Source organism: Streptomyces sp. NPDC047971 (assembly GCF_040653355.1).
Lineage (GTDB): Bacteria > Actinomycetota > Actinomycetes > Streptomycetales > Streptomycetaceae > Streptomyces.
In genome coordinates this window covers 1-21,928 of record NZ_JBEZNW010000016.1, presented here as the reverse complement: position 1 = coordinate 21,928, position 21,928 = coordinate 1, and the positions used below count along the sequence as shown (strand labels likewise).

Annotated in this window: 18 protein-coding genes; 10 read left to right on the top strand and 8 right to left on the bottom strand. The window is 73.5% G+C overall.

All coding sequences use genetic code 11. The features are described from left to right. Positions 1 to 42: 42 nt before the first annotated feature. The 4 genes from AB0D99_RS17110 to sucD all read left to right on the top strand — a co-directional run bounded on the left by AB0D99_RS17110 (position 43) and on the right by sucD (position 6,231). Positions 43 to 2,355 carry a DUF5682 family protein gene (locus tag AB0D99_RS17110; RefSeq protein ID WP_362362226.1) on the top strand — a complete coding sequence of 771 codons (2,313 nt, stop codon included), beginning with the start codon at positions 43 to 45 and terminating at the stop codon, positions 2,353 to 2,355. Further along, positions 2,352 to 3,752: a VWA domain-containing protein gene (locus tag AB0D99_RS17105; RefSeq protein WP_362361920.1), complete on the top strand. Its 1,401-nt coding sequence runs from the start codon at positions 2,352 to 2,354 to the stop codon at positions 3,750 to 3,752. The genes AB0D99_RS17110 and AB0D99_RS17105 overlap by 4 nt, the downstream gene beginning before the upstream one ends. A gap of 394 nt (positions 3,753 to 4,146) precedes the next feature. Next, a complete protein-coding gene (sucC, locus tag AB0D99_RS17100) occupies positions 4,147 to 5,325 on the top strand; it encodes an ADP-forming succinate--CoA ligase subunit beta (RefSeq protein ID WP_362361917.1) in 1,179 nt (392 codons plus the stop codon). A gap of 21 nt (positions 5,326 to 5,346) precedes the next feature. Next, positions 5,347 to 6,231, top strand: coding sequence for a succinate--CoA ligase subunit alpha (sucD, locus tag AB0D99_RS17095; protein ID WP_260229316.1), 885 nt, complete (start codon positions 5,347 to 5,349; stop codon positions 6,229 to 6,231). 93 nt (positions 6,232 to 6,324) lie between these two features. On the opposite strand, the gene AB0D99_RS17090 is transcribed toward sucD, so the two are convergent. Then, positions 6,325 to 7,878 carry a sigma factor-like helix-turn-helix DNA-binding protein gene (locus AB0D99_RS17090; protein ID WP_362361913.1) on the bottom strand — a complete coding sequence of 518 codons (1,554 nt, stop codon included), beginning with the start codon at positions 7,876 to 7,878 and terminating at the stop codon, positions 6,325 to 6,327. A gap of 111 nt (positions 7,879 to 7,989) precedes the next feature. On the opposite strand from AB0D99_RS17090, the gene AB0D99_RS17085 reads away from it, so the two are divergent. Further along, positions 7,990 to 9,528, top strand: a complete 1,539-nt coding sequence (locus tag AB0D99_RS17085) for a DUF6350 family protein (protein WP_362361910.1) — start codon at positions 7,990 to 7,992, stop codon at positions 9,526 to 9,528. 41 nt (positions 9,529 to 9,569) lie between these two features. Here AB0D99_RS17085 and AB0D99_RS17080 read toward each other — a convergent pair whose 3' ends face one another. Next, positions 9,570 to 10,235, bottom strand: a complete 666-nt coding sequence (locus AB0D99_RS17080) for a hypothetical protein (RefSeq protein WP_362361907.1) — start codon at positions 10,233 to 10,235, stop codon at positions 9,570 to 9,572. A 231-nt stretch (positions 10,236 to 10,466) separates the two neighbouring features. On the opposite strand from AB0D99_RS17080, the gene purN reads away from it, so the two are divergent. Beyond that, positions 10,467 to 11,081 carry a phosphoribosylglycinamide formyltransferase gene (gene purN / locus AB0D99_RS17075; protein WP_362361904.1) on the top strand — a complete coding sequence of 205 codons (615 nt, stop codon included), beginning with the start codon at positions 10,467 to 10,469 and terminating at the stop codon, positions 11,079 to 11,081. Further along, positions 11,078 to 12,640: a bifunctional phosphoribosylaminoimidazolecarboxamide formyltransferase/IMP cyclohydrolase gene (gene purH / locus AB0D99_RS17070; RefSeq protein WP_362361901.1), complete on the top strand. Its 1,563-nt coding sequence runs from the start codon at positions 11,078 to 11,080 to the stop codon at positions 12,638 to 12,640. Before purN ends, purH begins: the two co-directional genes overlap by 4 nt. 68 nt (positions 12,641 to 12,708) lie before the next feature. Here purH and AB0D99_RS17065 read toward each other — a convergent pair whose 3' ends face one another. The 5 genes from AB0D99_RS17065 to AB0D99_RS17045 all read right to left on the bottom strand — a co-directional run bounded on the left by AB0D99_RS17065 (position 12,709) and on the right by AB0D99_RS17045 (position 17,638). Continuing rightward, complete coding sequence (locus AB0D99_RS17065) at positions 12,709 to 13,947, bottom strand: ABC transporter permease (RefSeq protein WP_362361898.1); 1,239 nt, start codon at positions 13,945 to 13,947, stop codon at positions 12,709 to 12,711. 46 nt (positions 13,948 to 13,993) lie between these two features. Continuing rightward, positions 13,994 to 14,683 carry an ABC transporter ATP-binding protein gene (locus AB0D99_RS17060; RefSeq protein WP_362361895.1) on the bottom strand — a complete coding sequence of 230 codons (690 nt, stop codon included), beginning with the start codon at positions 14,681 to 14,683 and terminating at the stop codon, positions 13,994 to 13,996. After that, positions 14,676 to 16,130 carry a peptidoglycan-binding domain-containing protein gene (locus tag AB0D99_RS17055; protein ID WP_362361892.1) on the bottom strand — a complete coding sequence of 485 codons (1,455 nt, stop codon included), beginning with the start codon at positions 16,128 to 16,130 and terminating at the stop codon, positions 14,676 to 14,678. Before AB0D99_RS17055 ends, AB0D99_RS17060 begins: the two co-directional genes overlap by 8 nt. A 1-nt stretch (position 16,131) precedes the next feature. Beyond that, complete coding sequence (locus AB0D99_RS17050; protein ID WP_362361889.1) at positions 16,132 to 17,130, bottom strand: hypothetical protein; 999 nt, start codon at positions 17,128 to 17,130, stop codon at positions 16,132 to 16,134. Between the two features lie 121 nt (positions 17,131 to 17,251). Continuing rightward, the gene (locus AB0D99_RS17045; protein WP_362361886.1) at positions 17,252 to 17,638 is read right to left on the bottom strand and encodes a peptidase inhibitor family I36 protein; all 387 of its coding nucleotides are present in this window, start codon (positions 17,636 to 17,638) and stop codon (positions 17,252 to 17,254) included. Positions 17,639 to 18,051: 413 nt separating this feature from the next. Here AB0D99_RS17045 and AB0D99_RS17040 point away from each other — a divergent pair, with 413 nt between their 5' ends. Then, entirely contained in the window at positions 18,052 to 19,503 is a 1,452-nt protein-coding gene (locus AB0D99_RS17040) for a DUF2079 domain-containing protein (RefSeq protein ID WP_362361883.1), read from the top strand. A gap of 69 nt (positions 19,504 to 19,572) precedes the next feature. Here the strand turns inward: AB0D99_RS17040 and AB0D99_RS17035 are convergent, their stop codons facing one another. Beyond that, positions 19,573 to 20,187, bottom strand: coding sequence for a hypothetical protein (locus AB0D99_RS17035; protein WP_362361880.1), 615 nt, complete (start codon positions 20,185 to 20,187; stop codon positions 19,573 to 19,575). 244 nt (positions 20,188 to 20,431) lie between these two features. On the opposite strand from AB0D99_RS17035, the gene AB0D99_RS17030 reads away from it, so the two are divergent. Continuing rightward, entirely contained in the window at positions 20,432 to 21,292 is an 861-nt protein-coding gene (locus AB0D99_RS17030; protein WP_362361877.1) for a bifunctional methylenetetrahydrofolate dehydrogenase/methenyltetrahydrofolate cyclohydrolase, read from the top strand. 14 nt (positions 21,293 to 21,306) lie between these two features. Then, positions 21,307 to 21,861 carry a DUF3017 domain-containing protein gene (locus AB0D99_RS17025; protein WP_362361874.1) on the top strand — a complete coding sequence of 185 codons (555 nt, stop codon included), beginning with the start codon at positions 21,307 to 21,309 and terminating at the stop codon, positions 21,859 to 21,861. The last annotated feature ends 67 nt before the right edge of the window (positions 21,862 to 21,928 follow it).

Sequence of the window (21,928 nt, the reverse complement as noted above, 5' to 3'; positions counted from 1 at the left end):
GTCCCCGCGGCCCCACCGGACCGGCCCGCGCCGGAGCGCCGGGTGGCCGCCGCGGAATCGCCGCCCGTCGCGCGTCGCGACTCCGGACCGCTGCTGCTCGGGGTGCGGCACCACGGCCCCGGGTCGGCGCGCGGGGTGCGCGGGGCGCTCGACGCGGCGCGCCCCGCGTGCGTCCTGATCGAAGGTCCGCCCGAGGCGGACGGACTGCTCGCGCTCGCCGCGGACGAGGAGATGCGGCCGCCGGTCGCGCTGCTGGCCCACGCCGTCGACGACCCCGGACGGGCCGCGTTCTGGCCCTTCGCCGCGTTCTCGCCCGAGTGGGTCGCGATCCGCTGGGGCCTGACCCATGGAGCCGAGGTCCGCTTCATCGACCTGCCCGCCGCCCACAGCCTCGCCGCCACCGACCCCGTAGGAGCCACCGACCCCACGGGTGACGAGGCCGAGGAGGGGCTGCGCGTCGACCCGATCGGCGAGCTCGCGCGGACCGCCGGGTACGACGACCCCGAGCGCTGGTGGGAGGACGTGATCGAACTCCGCGGCGCCACCGCGCCCGCCGACCCCACTGCCCCGTTCGCGGCGGTCGCGGAGGCCATGGGCGCCCTGCGCGAGGCCCACGGCGACGGCGGCCACGCCCGCGACCTGATCCGCGAGGCCCACATGCGGCTCCGACTGCGCGCCGCCCGCAAGGAGTTCGGGGACTCCGTGGCCGTCGTCTGCGGCGCCTGGCACGTGCCGGCGCTGGCCCGCAGGACCACCGTCGCGGCCGACCGCGCCCTGCTCAAGGGCCTTCCCAAGGTCAAGACCGAGACGACCTGGGTGCCCTGGACGCACCGCCGGCTCGCCCGCCGCTCGGGATACGGCGCCGGCATCGACGCGCCCGGCTGGTACGCACACCTCTTCGCGGCCCCCGACCGGCCCGTCGAACGCTGGATGACCAAGGTCGCGGGCCTCCTCAGGGAAGAGGACCGGATCGTCTCCTCCGCCCATGTCATCGAGGCCGTACGGCTCGCCGAGACCCTCGCGGCCCTGCGCGGCCGGCCGCTGGCGGGGCTCGGCGAGACCACCGACGCCGTACGCGCCGTCATGTGCGACGGCTCCGACGTCCCGCTCGACCTCGTCCGCGACCGCCTCGTCGTCGGCGACGTCCTCGGCGAGGTCCCCGCCGACGCGCCCGCCGTACCGCTCCAGCGCGACCTCGCCCGGCTCCAGCGCGGGCTGCGCCTCAAGCCCGAGGCACAGGAGCGTGAGCTGGAGCTCGATCTGCGCAAGGAGAACGACACCGCCCGCAGCAGACTGCTGCACCGGCTGCGGCTGCTCGGCGTCGGCTGGGGCGAGCCCGTCACCGGGCGCGGCAGCACCGGCACCTTCCGGGAGAGCTGGCGGCTGCGGTGGCAGCCGGAGCTGCACGTCCGGGTCGCCGAGGCGGGCGTCTGGGGCACCACCGTCGAATCCGCCGCCACCGCCAGGGCAGAGGCCCGCGCCCTGGAGGCCACGACGCTCGCCGAGATCACCGCGCTCGCCGAGCAGTGCCTGCTCGCCGGACTCGGGGAGGCCCTGCCCGCTGTTATGACGGCCCTCGCCGACCGCGCCGCGCTCGACTCCGACGTCGGGCACCTCGCCCAGGCCCTGCCCGCGCTCGCCAGGTCCCTGCGCTATGGAGACGTCCGTGACACCGACACGGCCGCGCTCGGCGAGGTGGCCGCCGGGCTCGCCGAGCGGATCTGCGTCGGCCTCCCGCCGGCCTGCGCCGGACTGGACGCCGAGGCCGCCGCCGAGATGCGCGGGCACCTCGACGCGGTCCACGGCGCCCTCGGGCTGCTCCCCGACAGCGCGGAACGCACCGAGCGCTGGACGGGCGTGCTCCGCAAGCTCGCGGACCGCGACGCCGTCCCCGGGATCCTTCGGGGGCGCGCCGCCCGGCTCCTCCTGGACGAGCGGCGACTCGACGAGGACGAGGCCGCGCGGCTCATGGGCCTCGCGCTCTCGCCCGGGACGGCGCCCGCCGACGCGGCCGCCTGGATCGAGGGCTTCGTCGGCGGCGCCGCCGGAGGCGGCATGATCCTCGTCCACGACGAACGGCTGCTGGCCCTGGTCGACGACTGGCTGACCGGCGTCCCCGCCGACACCTTCACCGACGTCCTGCCCTTGCTGCGGCGCACCTTCTCCGCGTACGAACCGGGAGTCCGGCGCACCCTGGGCGAGCTGGTCGCGCGCGGCCCGTCCGCCGCCGTGAGCCGTCCGGAGGCCGGACCCCCCGGCTTCGCCGCGAGCCTCGACGAGGAGCGGGCCGACGGAGTGCTGCCGGTCCTGCGCCTGCTGCTGGGACACGACGAGCCGGAAGGAGCGGAGCGATGAACGGAAGCGGAGCGATGAACGGAACAGGAACCGGCGCCGCCGCGTGGACCGCCGCCGACGCGCCGGTCGGTGCCGAGGCCGCAACCGCCACCGGCACCGGCAGTGACGAAGGAACCGGCACCGACGAAGCAACCGGCACCGCCCCCCACGAAGCGAGCGGCACCGACGAAGCAACCGGCACCGCCCCCCACGAAGCAACCGCCGCCGCGGGCGCCGAACGCCGCGGACACGGCTCCGGCTCCGGCTCCCGAAGCGGGAACGACGAGCGGCTGCGGCGGTGGCGGCTGGTCCTCGGCGGCGGCGAGGCGGACGGCACGGGACGCACGCTCGCCGGCACGGACTCCGCGATGGACGGCGCCCTGACCGCCCTCTACGGCCGCGGCGCCACGGGCTCCACCGCGGGCGACCGCTCGGCCGGTCTCGGCGCCTCGGCCCCCTCCGTGGCCCGCTGGCTCGGCGACATCCGGACGTACTTCCCCAGCTCCGTCGTCCAGGTCATGCAGCGTGACGCCATCGATCGGCTCGGGCTCTCCACCCTGCTCCTGGAGCCCGAGATGCTGGCGGCCGTCGAGGCGGACGTCCACCTCGTCGGCACGCTCCTCTCCCTCGGCAAGGCCATGCCCGAGACCACCAAGGAGACGGCGCGGGCCGTCGTGCGCAAGGTCGTCGACGACCTGGAGAAGCGCCTCGCGACCCGCACCAGGGCCACCCTCACCGGCGCGCTCGACCGTTCGGCCCGGACCAGCCGTCCCCGGCACCGGGACATCGACTGGGACCGCACGATCCGCGCCAACCTGAAGAACTACCTCCCCGAGCACCGCACGGTCGTCCCCGAGCGGCTCGTCGGCCACGGCCGGGCGGCGCGGTCGGTCACCAAGGACGTCGTCCTCTGCGTCGACCAGTCCGGTTCCATGGCGGCCTCCGTCGTCCACGCCTCGGTGTTCGGGGCGGTCCTCGCCTCGATGCGCTCGATCGCCACCCGGCTCGTCGTCTTCGACACGGCGGTCGTCGACCTCACCGACCAGCTCGACGACCCGGTCGACGTCCTCTTCGGCACCCAGCTCGGCGGCGGCACCGACATCAACCGCGCGCTGGCCTACTGCCAGTCGCGGATCACCCGGCCGGCCGAGACGATCGTCGTCCTGATCAGCGATCTCTACGAAGGGGGGATCCGGGACGAGATGCTGAAGCGGGTCGCGGCGATGAAGGCGTCGGGTGTGCAGTTCGTGGCCCTGCTGGCGCTCTCCGACGAGGGCGCTCCCGCGTACGACCGCGAGCACGCGGCCGCTCTCGCCGCGCTCGGAGCCCCCGCCTTCGCCTGCACCCCGGACCTCTTCCCCGAGGTGATGGCGGCGGCGATCGAGAAGCGGCCCCTGCCGGTGCCGGACACTCCGTGACCGCTGCGGATTCCGCAGCCCGACACCACCCGACCGGCCGAGCGCGGCCGGACTGAGGTCCATGTCACAACGGGCACGGGAGGCCCCTCACCCCGCGTCACGGCGCGCCGTGAGGTCCGCAACAGCCTGTCCCCACCTGTGTGGTGGGCCCCGGAGCCGCCCCCGGGGCCCCCTACGGACCGCCCCGCGGCCCCTACGATCTGTGACCCGTATCACCGCTCCGTTGTGATCTGCGATTTAGGGACCCACGTCCCTCGGGGATAACCTGCGAGACGGACATGCCGCGTCCACGGACACCGTGTACGCCTCCCTTGTGACAGCGCAGTCACGTTGCCCTCCGCGGCACGCCCACGCAGACAACGAACCGCGATCATCAGAAAAGGGACGGACGCGCGTGGACCTGTTCGAGTACCAGGCGAGGGACCTCTTCGCCAAGCACGGTGTACCGGTGCTGGCCGGTGAAGTCATCGACACGCCTGAGGCGGCGCGCGAGGCCACCGAGCGTCTTGGCGGCAAGTCGGTCGTCAAGGCGCAGGTGAAGGTCGGCGGCCGCGGCAAGGCCGGCGGCGTGAAGCTGGCCGCGACCCCGGACGAGGCCGTCGCCCGCGCGACGGACATTCTCGGGATGGACATCAAGGGCCACACGGTCCACAAGGTGATGATCGCCGAGCTGTCCCCGGAGATCGAGGCGGAGTACTACGTCTCGTACCTCCTCGACCGCACCAACCGCACCTTCCTCGCGATGGCGTCGGTGCAGGGCGGCATGGACATCGAGGAGGTCGCGGAGAAGACCCCCGAGGCCCTCGCGAAGGTCCCGGTCAACGCCGTCGACGGCGTCGACATCGAGAAGGCCCGCGAGATCGTGGCCCAGGCGAAGTTCCCGGCCGACGTGGCCGAGGGTGTCGCCGAGGCCCTGGTCACCCTGTGGAAGACCTTCGTCGCCGAGGACGCGCTCCTCGTCGAGGTCAACCCGCTGGTGAAGACCAAGGACGGCCGCATCCTGGCCCTCGACGGCAAGGTGTCCCTGGACGCCAACGCCGACTTCCGTCAGCCCGAGCACGAGGCGCTGGAGGACAAGGACGCAGCCAACCCGCTCGAGGCTGCTGCCAAGGCCAAGGGCCTCAACTACGTCAAGCTGGACGGCGAGGTCGGCATCATCGGCAACGGCGCCGGCCTGGTCATGTCGACCCTGGACGTCGTCGCGTACGCCGGTGAGAACCACGGCGGCGTGAAGCCGGCCAACTTCCTCGACATCGGTGGCGGCGCCTCCGCCGAGGTCATGGCGAACGGCCTGGAGATCATCCTGGGCGACCCGGACGTCAAGTCCGTGTTCGTCAACGTCTTCGGTGGCATCACCGCCTGTGACGAGGTCGCCAACGGCATCGTCCAGGCTCTGGAGCTCCTCGCCTCCAAGGGCGAAGAGGTCACCAAGCCGCTGGTCGTGCGCCTCGACGGCAACAACGCGGAGCTGGGTCGCAAGATCCTGTCGGACGCGAACCACCCGCTCGTGCAGCGTGTGGACACCATGGACGGCGCGGCCGACAAGGCCGCCGAGCTCGCGGCTGCGAAGTAAAGGGACGAGGTCAAGCACACCATGGCTATCTTCCTCACCAAGGACAGCAAGGTCATCGTCCAGGGCATGACCGGTGCCACGGGCATGAAGCACACCAAGCTCATGCTGGGTGACGGCACCAACATCGTCGGTGGCGTGAACCCGCGCAAGGCCGGCACGTCCGTCGACTTCGACGGCACCGAGGTCCCGGTCTTCGGCTCCGTCGCCGAGGCGATGGAGAAGACGGGCGCCAACGTCTCCGTCCTCTTCGTCCCGCCGGCCTTCGCCAAGGCCGCCGTGGTCGAGGCGATCGACGCCGAGATCCCGCTCGCGGTCGTCATCACCGAGGGCATCGCCGTCCACGACTCCGCCGCCTTCTGGGCGTACGCGCAGTCGAAGGGCAACAAGACCCGCATCATCGGCCCGAACTGCCCCGGTCTCATCACCCCGGGCCAGTCCAACGCCGGCATCATCCCGGGCGACATCACGAAGCCGGGCCGCATCGGTCTGGTCTCGAAGTCCGGCACGCTGACGTACCAGATGATGTACGAGCTCCGTGACATCGGCTTCTCGTCCGCCGTCGGCATCGGTGGCGACCCGGTCATCGGCACCACGCACATCGACGCCCTCGCGGCGTTCGAGGCGGACCCCGACACCGACCTGATCGTCATGATCGGCGAGATCGGCGGCGACGCCGAGGAGCGTGCGGCGGACTTCATCGCGAAGAACGTCACCAAGCCGGTCGTCGGCTACGTCGCGGGCTTCACCGCGCCCGAGGGCAAGACCATGGGCCACGCCGGCGCCATCGTCTCCGGCTCCTCCGGCACCGCCCAGGCGAAGAAGGAGGCCCTTGAGGCCGCCGGCGTCAAGGTCGGCAAGACGCCGACCGAGACCGCCAAGCTGGCGCGCGCGATCCTCGCGGGCTGAAGCACCGTCTGAACCGCACAGGTGGGCCCCGCCCTCCCGGGAAACCGGGAGGGCGGGGCCCACTGGCATACGTGCCCCGGCACGCCCCCGCGGCTAATCGGGCTGCGGAATCAGCCGCTCCGGACCGTGGTGCGGCTGGGAGTGCAGCTTCTCGCGCAGCTGCTTGTCCTGAGGGGTGAGCTTCGGCGAGCCGCCGCGGACCGGCACGCCGTTGACGGTCTCGCCCGGGTGGTTCACCGGCAGGTACTGCGTCGGCGCGGTCGCGGCCGTGAACGCCGTCACGCCGATGAGCGCCGCCGTCACGCCGATCACCGCGCGGGTCCACAGCCGGGAGCGCCGCTCGCTGCCCGAGCGAACGCTCTCGGGCCCGGCGAGCGCCGTCGTCGGCGCCTCTGTGGCCAGGACGCCCAGCCGCTCGTGCAGGGCGTCGGGGTCGGCGAGTTCGGGCACACGCTGCCCGATGACGGTACGGGCGTGCAGCAGCCGGTTGGCTGCGGCGGGGGTGCTCGCCTCGGTCTCGGCCGCCGTCTCGGGCAGGTCGAGGCCGAGTCCGTCGTAGAGCAGGACGGTACGGCGGTACGGCGGCGGCAGTTCGAGCAGCGCCGCCAGCAGGGCCCGGCGCCCGGCCTCGGCGGGCGGCGCGTCGGGGTGCTTGTGGGCGCGGCGGAACCGGTGCCAGGGGGAGAGGGCGTACTCGTACGCGGCGGCCCGTACCCAGCCGACGGGGTCGCGGTCCACCGCGACCTCGGGCCAGTTCTCCCAGGCGAGGTGGAAGGCGCGCTCGACGGACTCCCGGGAGAGCCGGCGGCGGCCGGTCAGCAGGTACGTCTGGTGGACGAGACCGGGGGCCGCGTGCGCGTAGAGCGCGTCGAAGGCCTCCTCGGGGGTGAGGGTGGGCTCCGCCGGGCCCGGGCTCGGCGCCGGGGTCTCGGGGGCGGGTGGTGCGGGTGCGAGGAGGGTCTCCAACGGTTTCCGCCGCTCCTGGGGGTGTCGGGTGAGGGCGGCGCCGGCCCGGACGGGCCGCGCGGGCCCGCGTCCGACGCCGATGCCGAGTCCGGCGGGTGCCGGGGTTCTGGGCGGCTTGCCGGCCCGCTTGGGCGCGGCCTTCGGCCGTGTGTTCGCCGCCGCCGCGGCGGGCGCGGCGGCGGGTTTGCCGGGTCTGACCGGCGTGGGCGCGCCGCCCCGGGGGGTGCGGCCGCCGGGTCCGGCTCCGGCTCCCGGACCGGCCGCGCGCGACGTCTTGACCGGGGGCGACGCCGTCCCGGGCTCCGCTCCCGGCTCCGCCGCGGCGGCCGTTCCCGTGCGGGAGGCGCTCGCGGTTCGGCCGGGGGCCGCTGCCGGTGGTGCGGGGGCGACGGGGGGCGCTGCCGGTGGTGCGGGGGCGACGGGGGGCGCTGCCGGTGGTGCGGGGGCGACGGGGGGTGCGAAGGAGGGTTCAGGGGCGGTCAGGAACTTCGCGTACGCCTCCCGCTTCCGGCCGCGTGGCTCCGTCCGGCCGGTTTCCCAGGAGCGGACCGTGGCCCGTGTGACGCCGACCGCGTCGGCCACGTGTTCCTCGCTGAGGCCCAACGCCTCGCGCAATCGGCGCCGCTCCTTCGGAGGCGGCAGCGAGACGGAATCGGCTTTTCCCCGACTCGTCGGACTCATGGGCGACTACCTCCCGCAGAGCTTCTCCGGGCGGAAAAGTACATAAACGTATCTTGAGCGACACAACGGCGGTTTGCCTGTTACGCGTGAAAAGCGCGTGTCGTTGGGAGCATGGGGCGCGTGACGCAGCTGACCGAGCACACCCCTTCGCCGACGGCCGATCCGCGGGTCCGGGGCGGGCGATCCGCCGCACTGGCCACAGCGGTCGCGCGGGGCGGGGTCGCGGCCGGGCTCGGGCTCGGCGCGCTGGCGGTCCTGGTGATGGCGGCGTGGATCAGCTCCCCGTACCCCGACAGCGGACCGGGCGGGGCCCTGCACACGACCGCCGGTCTGTGGTTGCTCGCCCACGGGGTGGACCTCGTCCGCACGGAGACCCTCACCGGGGTGCCCGCCCCCCTGGGCGTCGCGCCCCTGCTGCTGATGGCCCTGCCGGGCTGGCTCGCGCACCGGGCCGCACGGGACACGCTGGAGTCGGCCGGCGGAGGGCCCAGGCCCTCCGCGGGCGGCGCGGTGACCGCGGTGTGCGGCGGATACCTGCTGGTCGCGGCCGGTGTCGTGAGCTACGCGGCGAACGGTCCGCTCCCGGCGGACCTGCCGACCGCCGTCTTCTGGCTGCCCGCGACGGTCGGCGCCGCGGCCGGCCTGGGCGTCTGGACGGCGCACGGGCGGCCGCTGCCGGAACAGGAGCACGCCGCCGTGGCGCTGCGCTCCGCCGGGACCGCGCTCGTTGCTCTGATCGGGGGAGGCGCCGCGCTGTTCGGGGCCTCGCTGGTCTGGCACGCGGGCGCGGCGCAGCAGTCCTTCGCCGGGCTCGCGGGGGAGTGGACGGGGCAGGTCTCCGTCCTGCTGCTGGCCGTCGCGCTGCTGCCGAACGCGGCCGTCTGGGGCGCGTCGTACGGCCTCGGCCCCGGGTTCGCGCTCGGTGCGGGTGCCTCGGCGACACCGCTGGGACTCGCCGGGACCGCCGCGGTCCCGCCCTTCCCGCTGCTGGCCGCGCTGCCCGCCCAGGGTCCCGGGACCTGGCCGCACTGGGCCGCCGTCGCCGTGCCGCTCGTCGCCGTGCTGCTCCTCGGGGGAGCCGTGGGGCGTTCGGCGCGCACGTGGACGGGCCGGGAGGCGGCCTTGACGGTCCTGCTCGCGGCCTGGGCGTGCGGCGCGGCGGTGACGCTCCTCGCGGCGGCCGCGGGCGGCCCGCTCGGCTCGGGCCGTCTGTCGGCGTTCGGCCCGGTGTGGTGGCAGACGGGCGCGGCGACGGTGCTGTGGTGCGCGGCCCTCGGGGTGCCTGCGGCCCTGGGCGTACGGGCCTGGGTGCGGCGCGGTGCGAAGCCGGAGCGTTCCGTCCCCGAGCCGGAGGCGGTACCGCTCGCGCCCCTCGCCGCCCCGGTGCCCGCGCCGGCCGCGGCCGGGCCCGCCCCCGAGCCGACGCCCGTGCCCGTGCCGCTCACCGAGGAGGAGGACGACGAGGGCGGCTTCGAGCCGTACGACTACCTCCCGGCGGCCTGGGAACGGACGCCGCCGCCCCCGGTCCCGCCGCGGAAGGCGCCGGATGCACCTCCGGCGCCGGAGCAGCGCCCGACGCCGGATACGACTCCGGCGTCGGAGCCACCTCCGACGCCGGACTCACCCTCCCCGGCTCCCGCCGAGGACTAGGGGGTGTCCGGCCGATCGGTCGGACACCCCTGGCGCGTGTGCTACTCCTGCACCCCGAACACGTCCCGCAGCGGCTCCGGCAGCAGGTCGTTGCAGGCCAGCTGGCCGGACTTGGTCAGGGCGTCGTCGGCGCAGGTGTAGAAGTCGCGGTACACGAGCTGGATCGTGAAACTCCCCGCGACGATCAGCAGCGACAGCACCGCCGCGACCAGGCCGCTGACGGCCGCCGTGCGCTGAGCGCGCGCCGGGAGGTTGCCGGCCGGGGCGGCGGGCGCCGGCGGCGCGGAGGGGTCCGCGGGCGCCGCCTTGGGCTTGGTCCGCAGCGCGCTGATCGCCCAGTACAGGGCCAGCGCGCCCAGGAGCAGCGCCAGCTCCTGGATCTCGAAGATGGCGAAGAAGAACGCCCACATGCCCGCGAGCAGCGCGTACCGCGCCCGCCGCTGCGCGGGGTCCGTCGGGTCCCACTTCGGGTTCGGCCCCTCGCCCTGGCCTCCCTGGCGTTCGGGGCGGCGGCCGAAGCCGTCGGTGGAGCGGCCGGGCTGGCGACTGCTCCAGCGGCCTCCGGAGCGGCCCGAGCCACCGGAGTCGCCGGACGACGCGTCGTCGTCCGAGCCCTCCGGCCGCCGCGGCTGCCACGGCTGGTCCGGCTGCCCCTCGGGCGGCGGCGCGAACGGGTTGTTGTCGTCCGTGGACTGGCGTTCCGGCATCTGCTGAACGTCTTCCCTCTGTCGTCGCAACTGCTGTCTCAACTGCCGTGTCGACTGGTGTCACCAGTGTCGTCGAACCCTGACGCTACCCCCCGGCCACGCCCCCGTCCCGTGGGGGCCGTCCGGTGTGCCGGTATCGTTGCTGACGGTCGGGCCCTTCGTAGGGTTCCCCGTATCCGGAGGCACGATTCCTTTGTGCGACCGTACAAACACCACGGAAAGAGTGACCGAGTGGCCGCCGCCCGCCTCGTCGTCCTGGTCTCCGGGTCCGGCACCAACCTCCAGGCCCTGCTCGACGCCATCGCCGCCGACCCCGAGGGGTACGGAGCGGAGATCGTCGCCGTCGGCGCGGACCGCGACGCGATCGCCGGCCTGGAGCGGGCCGAGCGCGCGGGACTGCCCACCTTCGTGTGCAAGGTGAAGGACCACGCGACCCGCGAGGAGTGGGACCGCGCCCTGACCGAGGCCACCGCCGCGTACGAGCCCGACCTCGTCGTCTCGGCCGGCTTCATGAAGATCGTCGGCAAGGAGTTCCTCGCCCGCTTCGGCGGCCGGGTCGTCAACACCCACCCGGCGCTGCTGCCCAGCTTTCCCGGTGCCCACGGAGTGCGGGACGCACTCGCGTACGGCGCGAAGGTCACCGGGTGCACCGTCCACTTCGTCGACGACGGCGTCGACACCGGCCCGATCATCGCCCAGGGCGTGGTCGAGGTCCGGGACGAGGACGATGAAGACGCTCTCCATGAGCGCATCAAGGAAGTCGAGCGCTCGCTGCTCGTCGAGGTCGTGGGGCGTCTGGCCCGGCACGGCTACCGCATTGAGGGACGAAAGGTAACAATCCCGTGACCGCCGAAGGTACGAAGCGCCCCATCCGCCGCGCACTCGTCAGCGTCTACGACAAGACCGGCCTTGAGGAGCTGGCCCGCGGCCTGCACGAGGCGGGTGTCTCTCTCGTCTCCACCGGCTCCACCGCCTCGAAGATCGCCGCGGCCGGCGTCCCGGTCACCAAGGTCGAGGAGCTCACCGGCTTCCCCGAGTGCCTGGACGGCCGCGTCAAGACGCTCCACCCGCGCGTGCACGCCGGCATCCTCGCCGACCTGCGCCTGGAGGACCACCGCAACCAGCTCGCCGAGCTGGGCGTCGAGCCCTTCGACCTGGTGATCGTGAACCTGTACCCGTTCAAGGAGACCGTCGCCTCCGGCGCCACTCCCGACGAGTGCGTCGAGCAGATCGACATCGGCGGCCCGTCGATGGTCCGCGCCGCCGCCAAGAACCACCCCTCCGTGGCCGTGGTCACCAGCCCGGCGCGGTACGCCGACGTCCTCGCGGCCGCCCAGAGCGGCGGCTTCGACCTGACCACGCGCAAGCGCCTGGCGGCCGAGGCCTTCCAGCACACCGCGGCCTACGACGTGGCCGTCGCCTCCTGGTTCGCCGACGACTACGCCGCCGCCGACGACTCCGGCTTCCCCGACTTCCTGGGCGCCACGTACGAGCGCTCCAACGTGCTGCGGTACGGCGAGAACCCGCACCAGGGCGCCGCGCTCTACGTCGACGGCACCGGCGGCCTCGCCGACGCCGAGCAGCTCCACGGCAAGGAGATGTCGTACAACAACTACACGGACACCGACGCCGCGCGCCGGGCCGCGTACGACCACACCGAGCCCTGCGTCGCGATCATCAAGCACGCCAACCCGTGCGGCATCGCCGTCGGCGCGGACGTCGCCGAGGCGCACCGCAAGGCGCACGCCTGCGACCCGCTCTCCGCGTTCGGCGGCGTGATCGCCGTCAACCGTCCGGTCTCCGTCGCGATGGCCGAGCAGGTCGCCGAGATCTTCACCGAGGTCGTCGTCGCCCCCGGCTACGAGGACGGCGCCGTCGAGATCCTCGCCAAGAAGAAGAACATCCGCGTCCTGCGGGCGGAGGGCGCCCCGGCCAACCCGGTCGAGGTCAAGCCGATCGACGGCGGCGCGCTCCTGCAGGTCACCGACCGTCTCCAGGCCGCGGGCGACGACCCGGCGAACTGGACCCTGGCGACGGGCGACGCCCTGTCCGCCGAGGAGCTGGCCGAGCTCGCCTTCGCCTGGAAGGCGTGCCGCGCGGTCAAGTCCAACGCGATCCTGCTCGCCAAGGACGGCGCCTCGGTCGGCGTCGGCATGGGCCAGGTCAACCGCGTCGACTCCGCGAAGCTCGCGGTCGAGCGCGCCGGTGAGGAGCGGGCCCGCGGCTCGTACGCCGCGTCGGACGCGTTCTTCCCGTTCCCGGACGGCCTGGAGATCCTCACGGCGGCCGGCGTCAAGGCGGTCGTCCAGCCGGGTGGATCGGTGCGGGACGAGCAGGTCGTCGAGGCCGCGAAGAAGGCCGGCGTGACCATGTACTTCACCGGCACGCGCCACTTCTTCCACTGACACGCACCTCTCCACGGATGTGAGGACGGCGCCCCCCTGCCCCAGGGGGGCGCCGTCCTTTCCGTCGTTCAGCCGCGCAGCGTCTCCGCGGGGGCGACACGGGACGCCGTGAGCGCCGGGTACACGCCCGCCACCATGCCCACCGCGAGGCCGAGCAGCGGTCCGGCGGCGGTGAGCCGGGGGTCGAGGACCACCAGCCAGCCCTTCGCCAGCGCCGTGCCCGCCGTCACGTCCACCCCGACCGCCGTCCCCAGCACCCCACCCACCAGACCCAGGAGCCCGCACTCCACGAGGAACTGGGCCGAGACCGCCGCCCGGCCCGCGCCGACCGCCCGGCGCAGTCCGATCTCGGAGCGGCGCTCCACCACGGAGACGTACGTGGTGTTGCTGACGCCGAGCGCGCCGATCAGCAGGGACACCCCGGCAAGACCGAGGAACAGCGCCCGTGTCTCGCTCTCCACCCCACCGCGGAAGGTCCCGAGGTCGGCCGGGACGATGGCCGCGAGCCGGTCGGGGCCCTCCGGACGGAGCGCCAGCGGGGCTTCGAGGCCCACCTGCTGGGCGGCGCCCAGTTCGGTGCGCAGCACCGCCTCGGTGGCGCCGAAGACCAGGTGATCGCCGCCCGATGCCTGCGAGGGGCGATTCAGGACGCCGCCGTCGCCCGCGCAGGAGGTGTACGGGACGATCACACTGCCGGTCAGCCGGGCCTCGCCGGCCGGCGCCCGGAACGTACCGATCACGGTGAAGGGCCGGCCGGCGAGATGGACCGACGGGGCCGCCTCCGGCGCCCGTTCGAGCAGCGCGTCCAGACCGAGGGCCTTGGCGGCCACCGTGTCCACGAGTGCCACCGCGTCGCCGCGCGCCGTGTGCCCCGCGTCCGGCAGCCGTCCGGAACGCGCGGTCACGCCGAGCGCCGCGAGGGCGCCCTCGTCGGCGGCCAGGACCCGCAGCTCCTGCGGGGTCGCCCCGTCGTGTCCGGGGCCGAGGGCCGAGATCGTCGGACGCTCGTCGGCGGGGCAGAGCAGCCCGGCCGACCGTACGCCGTTCAGCTTCCGGGCCCGTTCCGTCGCCGTGGTGGTGGGCCGTGCGGCCTCGTTGGGGAAGCGGACGGTCACGGCGGTCGCCTTCAGGGCGTCGAAGCGTCCGGACACGGCGTCCGCGGCGCTCGCGGTGATGCCGGTGGTCGCCAGGGCCGCGGCGATGCCGAGCGCGATCCCGAGGACGGTCAGGACGGAGCGCAGCCGGCGCCCGAGGACCGCGTGGACCGCCTGGACGACGATGTCCGCGAACGCCGTCCCGGTCCGCACCCGCGCTCCGGGCCGTCCGCGTCGGCCGTTCCGCCCTCCGGGCCGCTCAGACCACATGGCCGTCCACGACCCTCAGTTCGCGGTCGGCCCGCTCCGCCACGTCCCGCTCGTGGGTCACGACGACCACGGTGCGTTCCGGGGTGACGAGTCCCCGCAGCAGGGTCATCACCTGGTCGGTGCTGGCCGAGTCCAGGTTCCCGGTCGGCTCGTCGCAGAGCAGCACCGACGGCTGGTGCACCACCGCCCTGGCGAGGGCGACCCGCTGCCGTTCGCCGCCGGAGAGCGTCGTGGGGCGCGCCGAGACGCGGTGGCCGAGCCCGACCGACCGCAGCGCCCGCTCGGCGCGCTCCCGGCGGTCGGCGCGGGGGTGGCGCGTGTGCACCAGCGGCAGCTGCACGTTGCGCAGACAGGTCAGGTACGGCACCAGGTGGAACGACTGGAAGACGAACCCGAGCCGCGTCGCCCGCAGCCGGGTCCGCTCCCGCTCGCCGAGTGTGCGGACGTCGACGCCGTCCATGGCGTACGTGCCGCCCGTGGCGGTGTCGAGGAGCCCCAGGATGTTGAGGAGGGTGGACTTGCCCGAGCCGGACGGGCCGGTGATGGCGACCATCTCGCCGGTACGGATCTCCAGCGTGGCGTCCCTGAGCGCGGTCACCGGCGTCGCGGCCGGGTAGGTCTTGGAGATCCCGCGCATCGCGATCACGACCCGTGGCGCGGGCGCCGCTCCGTCAGCCAAGGCCGGCCTCCCGGTACGCGTACCCGACGAGCAGCCGCGCGCCCTTCGCGAGCGCGGGGTCGGTCCCGGTCACGGCCGCCCGGCCGCCGACCGTGAGGCCGACGTCCACCGGTACGTGCCGGCGCCGGTCGCCCTGGACGACGGTGACCGAGACGAGGCCGGCGGGGTCGGTCCAGAGCGCGGAGACGGGGACGATCAGGGAGTCGGGCGAGCTGCTGCGGCGGACGGCGTCGACCGTGACCGGGCTGCCGAGGGCCGTGTCGGACACCGTGCCGGTGACGCCGAAGTACGCATGTCGCGGGCTGCCGGTCGACACGCTCTCGTACGAGCCCTGGAGCGCGCCCCCGCCGAGCCGGTCGCCGGTGATCTTCGCGCGTGTGCCGCGGGGGAGCGAGGTGAAGGCGGGCAGGGCCGTGTCCGGTACCGGGACCTTGATCAGCCAGCGGCCGCCGGTCACGGTGAAGAGGGGGTCCGAGGCGTTGGCGCCGACCCGGCCGGAGACCTCGCCGACGGTCGCCGGGAGCGCGTCGAGGAAGACGACCTCGGACATGGGGAGGGTGACGACGGCCCTCGGGGCGGGCGGTGGTGGCACGGCCGGGCCGGGGGACCCTTCCGGCGCGGAGGTCGCCCCCGGCCCACCGGTCCCGCTCCCGCCCGCCCCGCTTCCACCGGTCCCGCTCCCGGCCGTCGCGCTCCCGGCCGTCGTGCTGCCGCCGCTGTCGCTTCCACCGGTCCCGCTCCCGCCCGACCCGCTCTCGCCCGACCCGCTCCCGGCCGACCCGCTCCCGCCCGCCCCGCTCCCGCCCGTCCTGGCGTCCGTGCCGTCGCCGGGCGCGGCTCCGCACCCGCTCGTCGGCAGAGGCTGGTACCCCGCGCTGCGGTACAGCCGCTGCAGGTCCCGGGCCGTCCGGCCGTCGAACGTGCCCGTGGCAGGCGTCCCGTACAGCTGCCGCAACGCCTGCTGGAGTTGGCGTACGTCCGGGCCCCGCATTCCCTCGGCCAGGTCGCGGTAGGCGGGGAACGCCCCTTCGAGGAGGAACAGCGGGCGGCCGGAGATCTCCGCCGCCGGCGAGCCGTTGGCCAGTTTCGCGCCGGGCTTCAGCGAGAGCCGGGTCACCACCTGCCGGGCCGCGCCCCCGCCCGACTCGGGGCCGCGCACGACGAGACTGCTGCTGCGGGTCAGGGTGCCGTCCCAGGTGCCGCGGTCGACCAGCGGGCCCGGCTCCGCGGGCACGGTGACGTCGGAGCGGGGCGGGGCGGCGGCCGAGGCGGCGCGCTGCTCGGGCGTGCGGGCCTGGGAGGCGGCGAGCCAGGCGGCGCCGCTCGCCGCCAGCGCGACGACGACTCCGGCCGCGGCCGCGGCCCGGCCCCAGCGGCGTCCCGGGCCGGACGACCGCTCCTCGCCGACCGCCCCGTCGTCCGGGGCGCGGCCGCCGCTGATCTCCATCTCAGGACTCCAGCATCTTCCGGGCCTTCTGCTGAGCCTCGGTCAGGATTTCCTGATAGGCGACGAGGTCCGCCTCGTTCCTGACGTAAAGCGCGCTCAGGGCCCGCTGATTCGCGGTGCGCCACACGCTGTCGTACTTCGCGGTGTCGGCACAGCTCGCATCGGCCTTCGCCTGGGCGATCTCCTTCTTTCGGCCCGATTCCACGGCCGCCGCGTCAAGATTCTTTCCGGCGTCTTTTCCGCCGTAGTGGTCCTTGGCCTTCTTCACCGCGTCGGCCGGAGATTTCAGACCGCCGTATCCCGCTTTCTCCATGCAGGAGGACCAGATTCCGACGGCTTTCAGGAATGTGTCCGACTGTTCCGCCGTGCGGCCGGCCTCATGGCGCATTCCGTTGTCGGTCAGCCACATGAGGCGGAGATACTTCGGCATGTCCCCGTAGAGCTTCTTGCGGGTCTCCCCGATGCAACCGCCGCTCGGCGAAGCGAACGTGCCCTCCCCGGTCTCGTAGCTGACGACCTGGTCGGGCGCCCCGTTCTTGGCCAGGGTGTACCGCTGCTTCTCCGACTCCGGCAGGTCCCGCCAGGGGCCCGGCAGCTCCTGCGTGGAGTTCTCCGGCCGCTCGCCGCCGGCGTCCGGCGCGGCGCCGTAGCCGACCCGCGCGGCCTGCTCCGCGGTGGGCGAGACGCGGCCCTCGGGAGCCTTCTCCCCGCCCGCGTCCGGCGCGGCGACCGGGTCCGGGGGATGGACGGTGAAGCCCTGGGCGACCATGCACTTCCTGGTGATCCGCAGCTCCATCGCGCCGACCTGGCGGGCGAGTTCCTTGGCGGATTCGAAGGCGGACGCGGCCTTGGCGGCCTCCGCCGAGCCGGGTGCGGCGGCCGGGCCGCCGGAGGTGTCGCCGGCCTCCTCGCGGCCGGTGCCGGTGCCGGAACCGCAGCCGACGACGGCGGTCAGAGCGGCGGCGGCCAGGCCGGCGCCGATCCGGTGACGGGGAAGCATCTGGGTCCTCTCGGGGATAGGGTGGGGCCGGATGCCTCCCCCTCCTGCGACGAGGGGGAGGCATCCGGCTTCTCACCGGAAGTGCCCGGCCGGGAACGGCCGGACGGCCCTCAGCGGAGCGTCAGCACCAGCCGGTTCCGTCGTACTTGTGCGAACGGCCGTTGTCGTTCTGCGAGGAGCCGCCCTGGTGGAGCTCGTAGCCCGGGTTGAAGCAGGTGTTCACGGTGCGGTAGTCGCTGAGGGCGTACACCTTCACCGTGACGCTCCACCGGTTCCGCCAGGAGCTGTCCTTGTCGTAGATCTCGGGCTGGCCGGAGCCCCAGTTGGAGTCCGCGATGTTGAAGCGGTACATGGGGTACGACTGGCTGAAGCTGCTCGCCTGATAGACACAGAAGTTGCCGTCGTAGCAGTTCCGGTCGACAGCCTGGGCGGGAGACGAGGCGACCATCGTCATACCGGCCGCGGCGGCGGTGCCGAGAACGGCGGCCAGGACTCTGCGCTTGACCATGTGCTCTTCCTTTCACGTGCCAGTGAGTGGGAAAAACGGGTCTTGCGGTCGAGGAAGCTAGCACAGTGCGGAAGGGCCCCGGACGGAACTATTTGCTCCGCGGGACGAGTTCGGGCCAGGGCCGAAGAAGCGTGGCCGAAATATCGCAGCGTGATGGAGCGATTCCGCTCATGGTGAATGCGTGGGGGTGGAGATCCTCGTGGTGTGCAGCCAGTGAGAATCGCTGAGCGGTGGGAGACGGCTGGGAGTGGAGTGGTGAATTCCAACTCCCGTCAATGTGACCCGCATCACACTCCCTTGATCCTCTTTCCAGGTTTCCCCTTCCGTGCGGGTTTGGCCGGTGATTCCGCCGGTCGTGTCCTCTCTGGTCTAATGGGTTGCTCTTTTGTCGGCGGCTGCTAGGTGGGGGCGCGGTGTTGGATGTTCAGAGCGGGGCGGCGGCGGAGACCACCGCCCCGGAGGCCGGCGCCGGGCCGCCCGAGGGCGCTCTGCCCGAGGCGCCCCTGAGGCCGTACGTCCTCGTGGCGGGCGTGCTGTGCGCGCTGTACTTCCTCTACTCCTGGGTGCAGTACGAGCAGTTCCGCACGCCCTCCTGGGACCTGGGGATCTTCAATCAGTCCGTCAGGGCCTACGCCGAGTTCCGGGCGCCCGTCGTCGACATCAAGGGCCCCGGCTTCCTCATACTCGGGGACCACTTCAGTCCGGTCACCGCACTCCTCGCGCCCTTGTACTGGATCTGGTCCTCCCCGCTCGCCCTCCTCTTCGCGCAGGCCGCGCTCTTCGCCGCCTCCGCCGTCGTCGTCGGCCGCACGGCACAGCAGGTGCTCGGCAGCCGCGCGGCCGGCCTCGGCCTCACCGTGGCCTACGGCCTGTCCTGGGGGCTCCAGGAAGCGGTCAAGTCCGACTTCCACGAGATCGCCTTCGCCGTCCCGCTCCTCGCGCTGACCTGCCGGGCCCTGCTCCTGGGGCGCTGGACCGCCGCCGTCGCCTGGTCCGTCCCCCTCGTCCTCGTCAAGGAGGACATGGGGCTCACCGTCGCCATGGTCGGAGCGGTCCTCTTCGTGCGGGGGCAGAAGCGCCTCGGCGCCGCCGTGGCCGCGTTCGGTACCGCCTTCTTCGCCCTCACGGTCCTGGTCCTGATCCCCGCCGCGAGCAAGGTGGGTCAGTACGACTACTGGGCCAAGATCGAGAAGTCGAGCGAAGGGGCCGACGTCCCCCTGGCGCAGGCCCTGCTCTCGTCACTCGGCTCCGACGTGAAGTGGGAGATGCTCTTCTTCCTCGTCGGCATCACCGGCTTCCTGGCCCTGCGCTCCCCGCTGATGCTGCTCGTGCTGCCGACGCTCGGCTGGCGCTTCCTCTCCCAGGACCCGAACCACTGGGGAATGATCTGGCACTACAGCGCCATCCTGATGCCGGTCGTCTTCCTCGCCCTCGTCGACGCCGTCCGGGCCGTCCGGACGTCACCGCGCGGCTGGCTCGTCGCCTACGGGAAGGTCGCCGTCCCCGTCGTCACGGCCGTCTCGATCGTGGTCGCCCTGAACCTCCCGCTGCGGGAGCTGCTCCGCCCGGAGACGTACGCCACCGACTCCCGGACGCTGGACGCCAGGCGCGCGGTGGACGCGGTGCCGGAGGGGGCGAGCGTGGAGACCAACGTGACGCTGATGGCTCACCTCACGGCGGACCGCACCGTCTACTGGGTGGGCGGGGCGAAGGGCGTCAGTCCCGACTACCTCGCCCTCGACCTCGACTCGGGCTGGTCCCAGCCGGTGACGGACCCGGTCCAGCTGGCGGCCTCGCTGCATCCGGAGGCGCGGTACGAGGTGGCGACGCGGGCGGGCCAGTTCGCGGTGCTGCGCCGCGTGTGACGCGAGTGACGTGTACGGACGCGAAGGGGCCCGGTTCCCTCAGGAACCGGGCCCCTTCGCGTACGCGGGTCAGTACTGGCTGCGCTGGCGGTTGAACCAGGCCGAGCCGTCCGCCTTCGCCACGAAGACGATGATGAGGATGCCGAGGGCGAGGCTGATGATGCCCACGGGCAGCGAGAAGAGGCTGAACAGCACCATGAACGAGGCGTAGACGATGGTGCAGATCCGGACGCCGTTGCCGCCCGTCTTGAACTTGGCCGCGAGCACCATGCCCAGCGCGCCGACGATGATCGAGAAGATGCCGACACCGATCATGAGGCCCTGGCCGAGGTCCGCCAGCGCGTCGGCGTCGGCCGACGAGGCGCCGGACTTCTCCAGCTCGCTGTCGATCACGAACGAGAAGGCGATGGCGCCGAGGCCGCCGAGCACGTTGAGCGCGCTGATGATCCAGAGGATCACCCGCGCGGACTTCACACCGCCCGGCATCTCCGCGACGGCGCCCGGGTAGCCGGCGCCGTACGGCTGCTGGATCGGCGGGGCCTGGGGGTAGCCGTACTGCTGGGGCACACCCTGCGGAGCCTGCTGCGGGTAGCCGTAGCCGGGCTGCTGGCCCTGCGGCTGACCGTATCCGGGCTGCTGGCCCTGCGGCTGGCCGTAGGGGTTGTTCGGTTCGCCGAAGCTCATCGCGGGTTCCTCCGTGGGTTGTGCGGGGACGACGCGGCCCGCGCGGAGGTACTTCTCACGCCTTATGAGTGATTTGCCCCCCTGCACTGCCCGCGGCACTGCGCGGTCATCGTCGTCGTAGCATCGACTTTTTGTCCAGTCGGAATGCCGGGAGTTGTGCAAGTGCAACCTCTCCGGACGCGCGCTCCGAGGCTGTGTACGGCCGAATTGGAACAAGCGAGGGGTCATCCGGGAGGATGGGGCCATGAGCGCCCAGATTCTCGATGGCAAGGCCACCGCGGCCGCGATCAAGTCCGACCTGACCGCCCGTGTGGCGGCTCTCGAGGAGAAGGGCGTCACGCCCGGCCTCGGCACGATCCTGGTCGGTGACGACCCGGGCAGCCAGAAGTACGTCGCCGGCAAGCACCGCGACTGCGCGCAGGTCGGCATCGCCTCCATCCAGCGCGAGCTGCCCGCCACCGCCACGCAGGAGGAGATCGAGGCGGTCGTGCGCGAGCTCAACGATGACCCGGCGTGCACCGGGTACATCGTGCAGCTCCCGCTCCCCAAGGGCATCGACGAGAACCGCATCCTGGAGCTGATGGACCCGGCCAAGGACGCCGACGGTCTGCACCCGATGAACCTCGGCCGTCTGGTCCTGAACGAGCCGGCGCCGCTGCCCTGCACCCCGTACGGCATCATCCAGCTGCTGCGCGAGCACGGCGTGGAGATCAACGGCGCGGAGGTCGTGGTCGTGGGGCGCGGTGTCACCATCGGGCGCCCGATGCCCCTGCTGCTCACCCGGCGCTCCGAGAACGCGACGGTGACGCAGTGCCACACCGGCACGCGCGACCTGGCGGCGCATCTGCGGCGGGCCGACATCATCGTCGCCGCGGCCGGCGTGCCGCACCTGATCAAGGCCGAGGACGTGAAGCCGGGCGCCGCCGTGCTCGACGTCGGTGTCTCGCGCAACGGTGAGGGCAAGATCCTCGGCGACGTCGACCCCGGTGTCGCCGAGGTCGCCGGCTGGATCTCGCCGAACCCCGGCGGTGTGGGCCCGATGACCCGCGCCCAGCTCCTGGTCAACGTCGTCGAGGCCGCGGAGCGCGCGGCCGCGGCGCTCTGACGATGACCTCGCGCGTGAGCACCAAGGGCGCCGCCGGCGCCGAGGGCCCGGGCGAGGAGCCGGCCGCCGCCCGGACGGGGGGCGAGGAGCCGGACGCCCCCGACGAGTCCGCGGTTCCCGGCGAGGACCTCGCCGACCCGGACGCCAAGGACGCCGCCGCGACCGCCGCCGGGCGGACGCGGCGTCCGCCGGCCATGACCACGGACACCGCGCGACCCGAGGGCGGCGGCCGGGCCGCTCCCGGCGGCGCGCCCGCGCCTGCCCGGCAGTGGCCGTTGCTCACGGTGCTGGGACTGGCCGCGCTGGGGCTGTTCATCGTCGGGACGGACCTGTTCGCGCAGTCGTTCCGCGTCGGGACGATGCTCGTCGGAGTCGCGCTGCTCACCGGCGCGGGGCTGCGGCGCGCGCTGCCGTCCGTCGGGATGCTCGCCGTACGGTCGCGCTTCACCGACATGGTCACGTACGGGGTCATGGGCGGGCTGATCGTGCTGCTGGCGCTCATGGTGCAGCCGAACCCCTGGCTCAGGATCCCGTTCCTGGAGGAGATCCTCCATCTCACGGTCACCTAGGGCGGGTCCGGAAGGCACCCCCACGACCGAACGGCGGCGCCCGTCCTCTCCCCCGAGGGAGGACGGG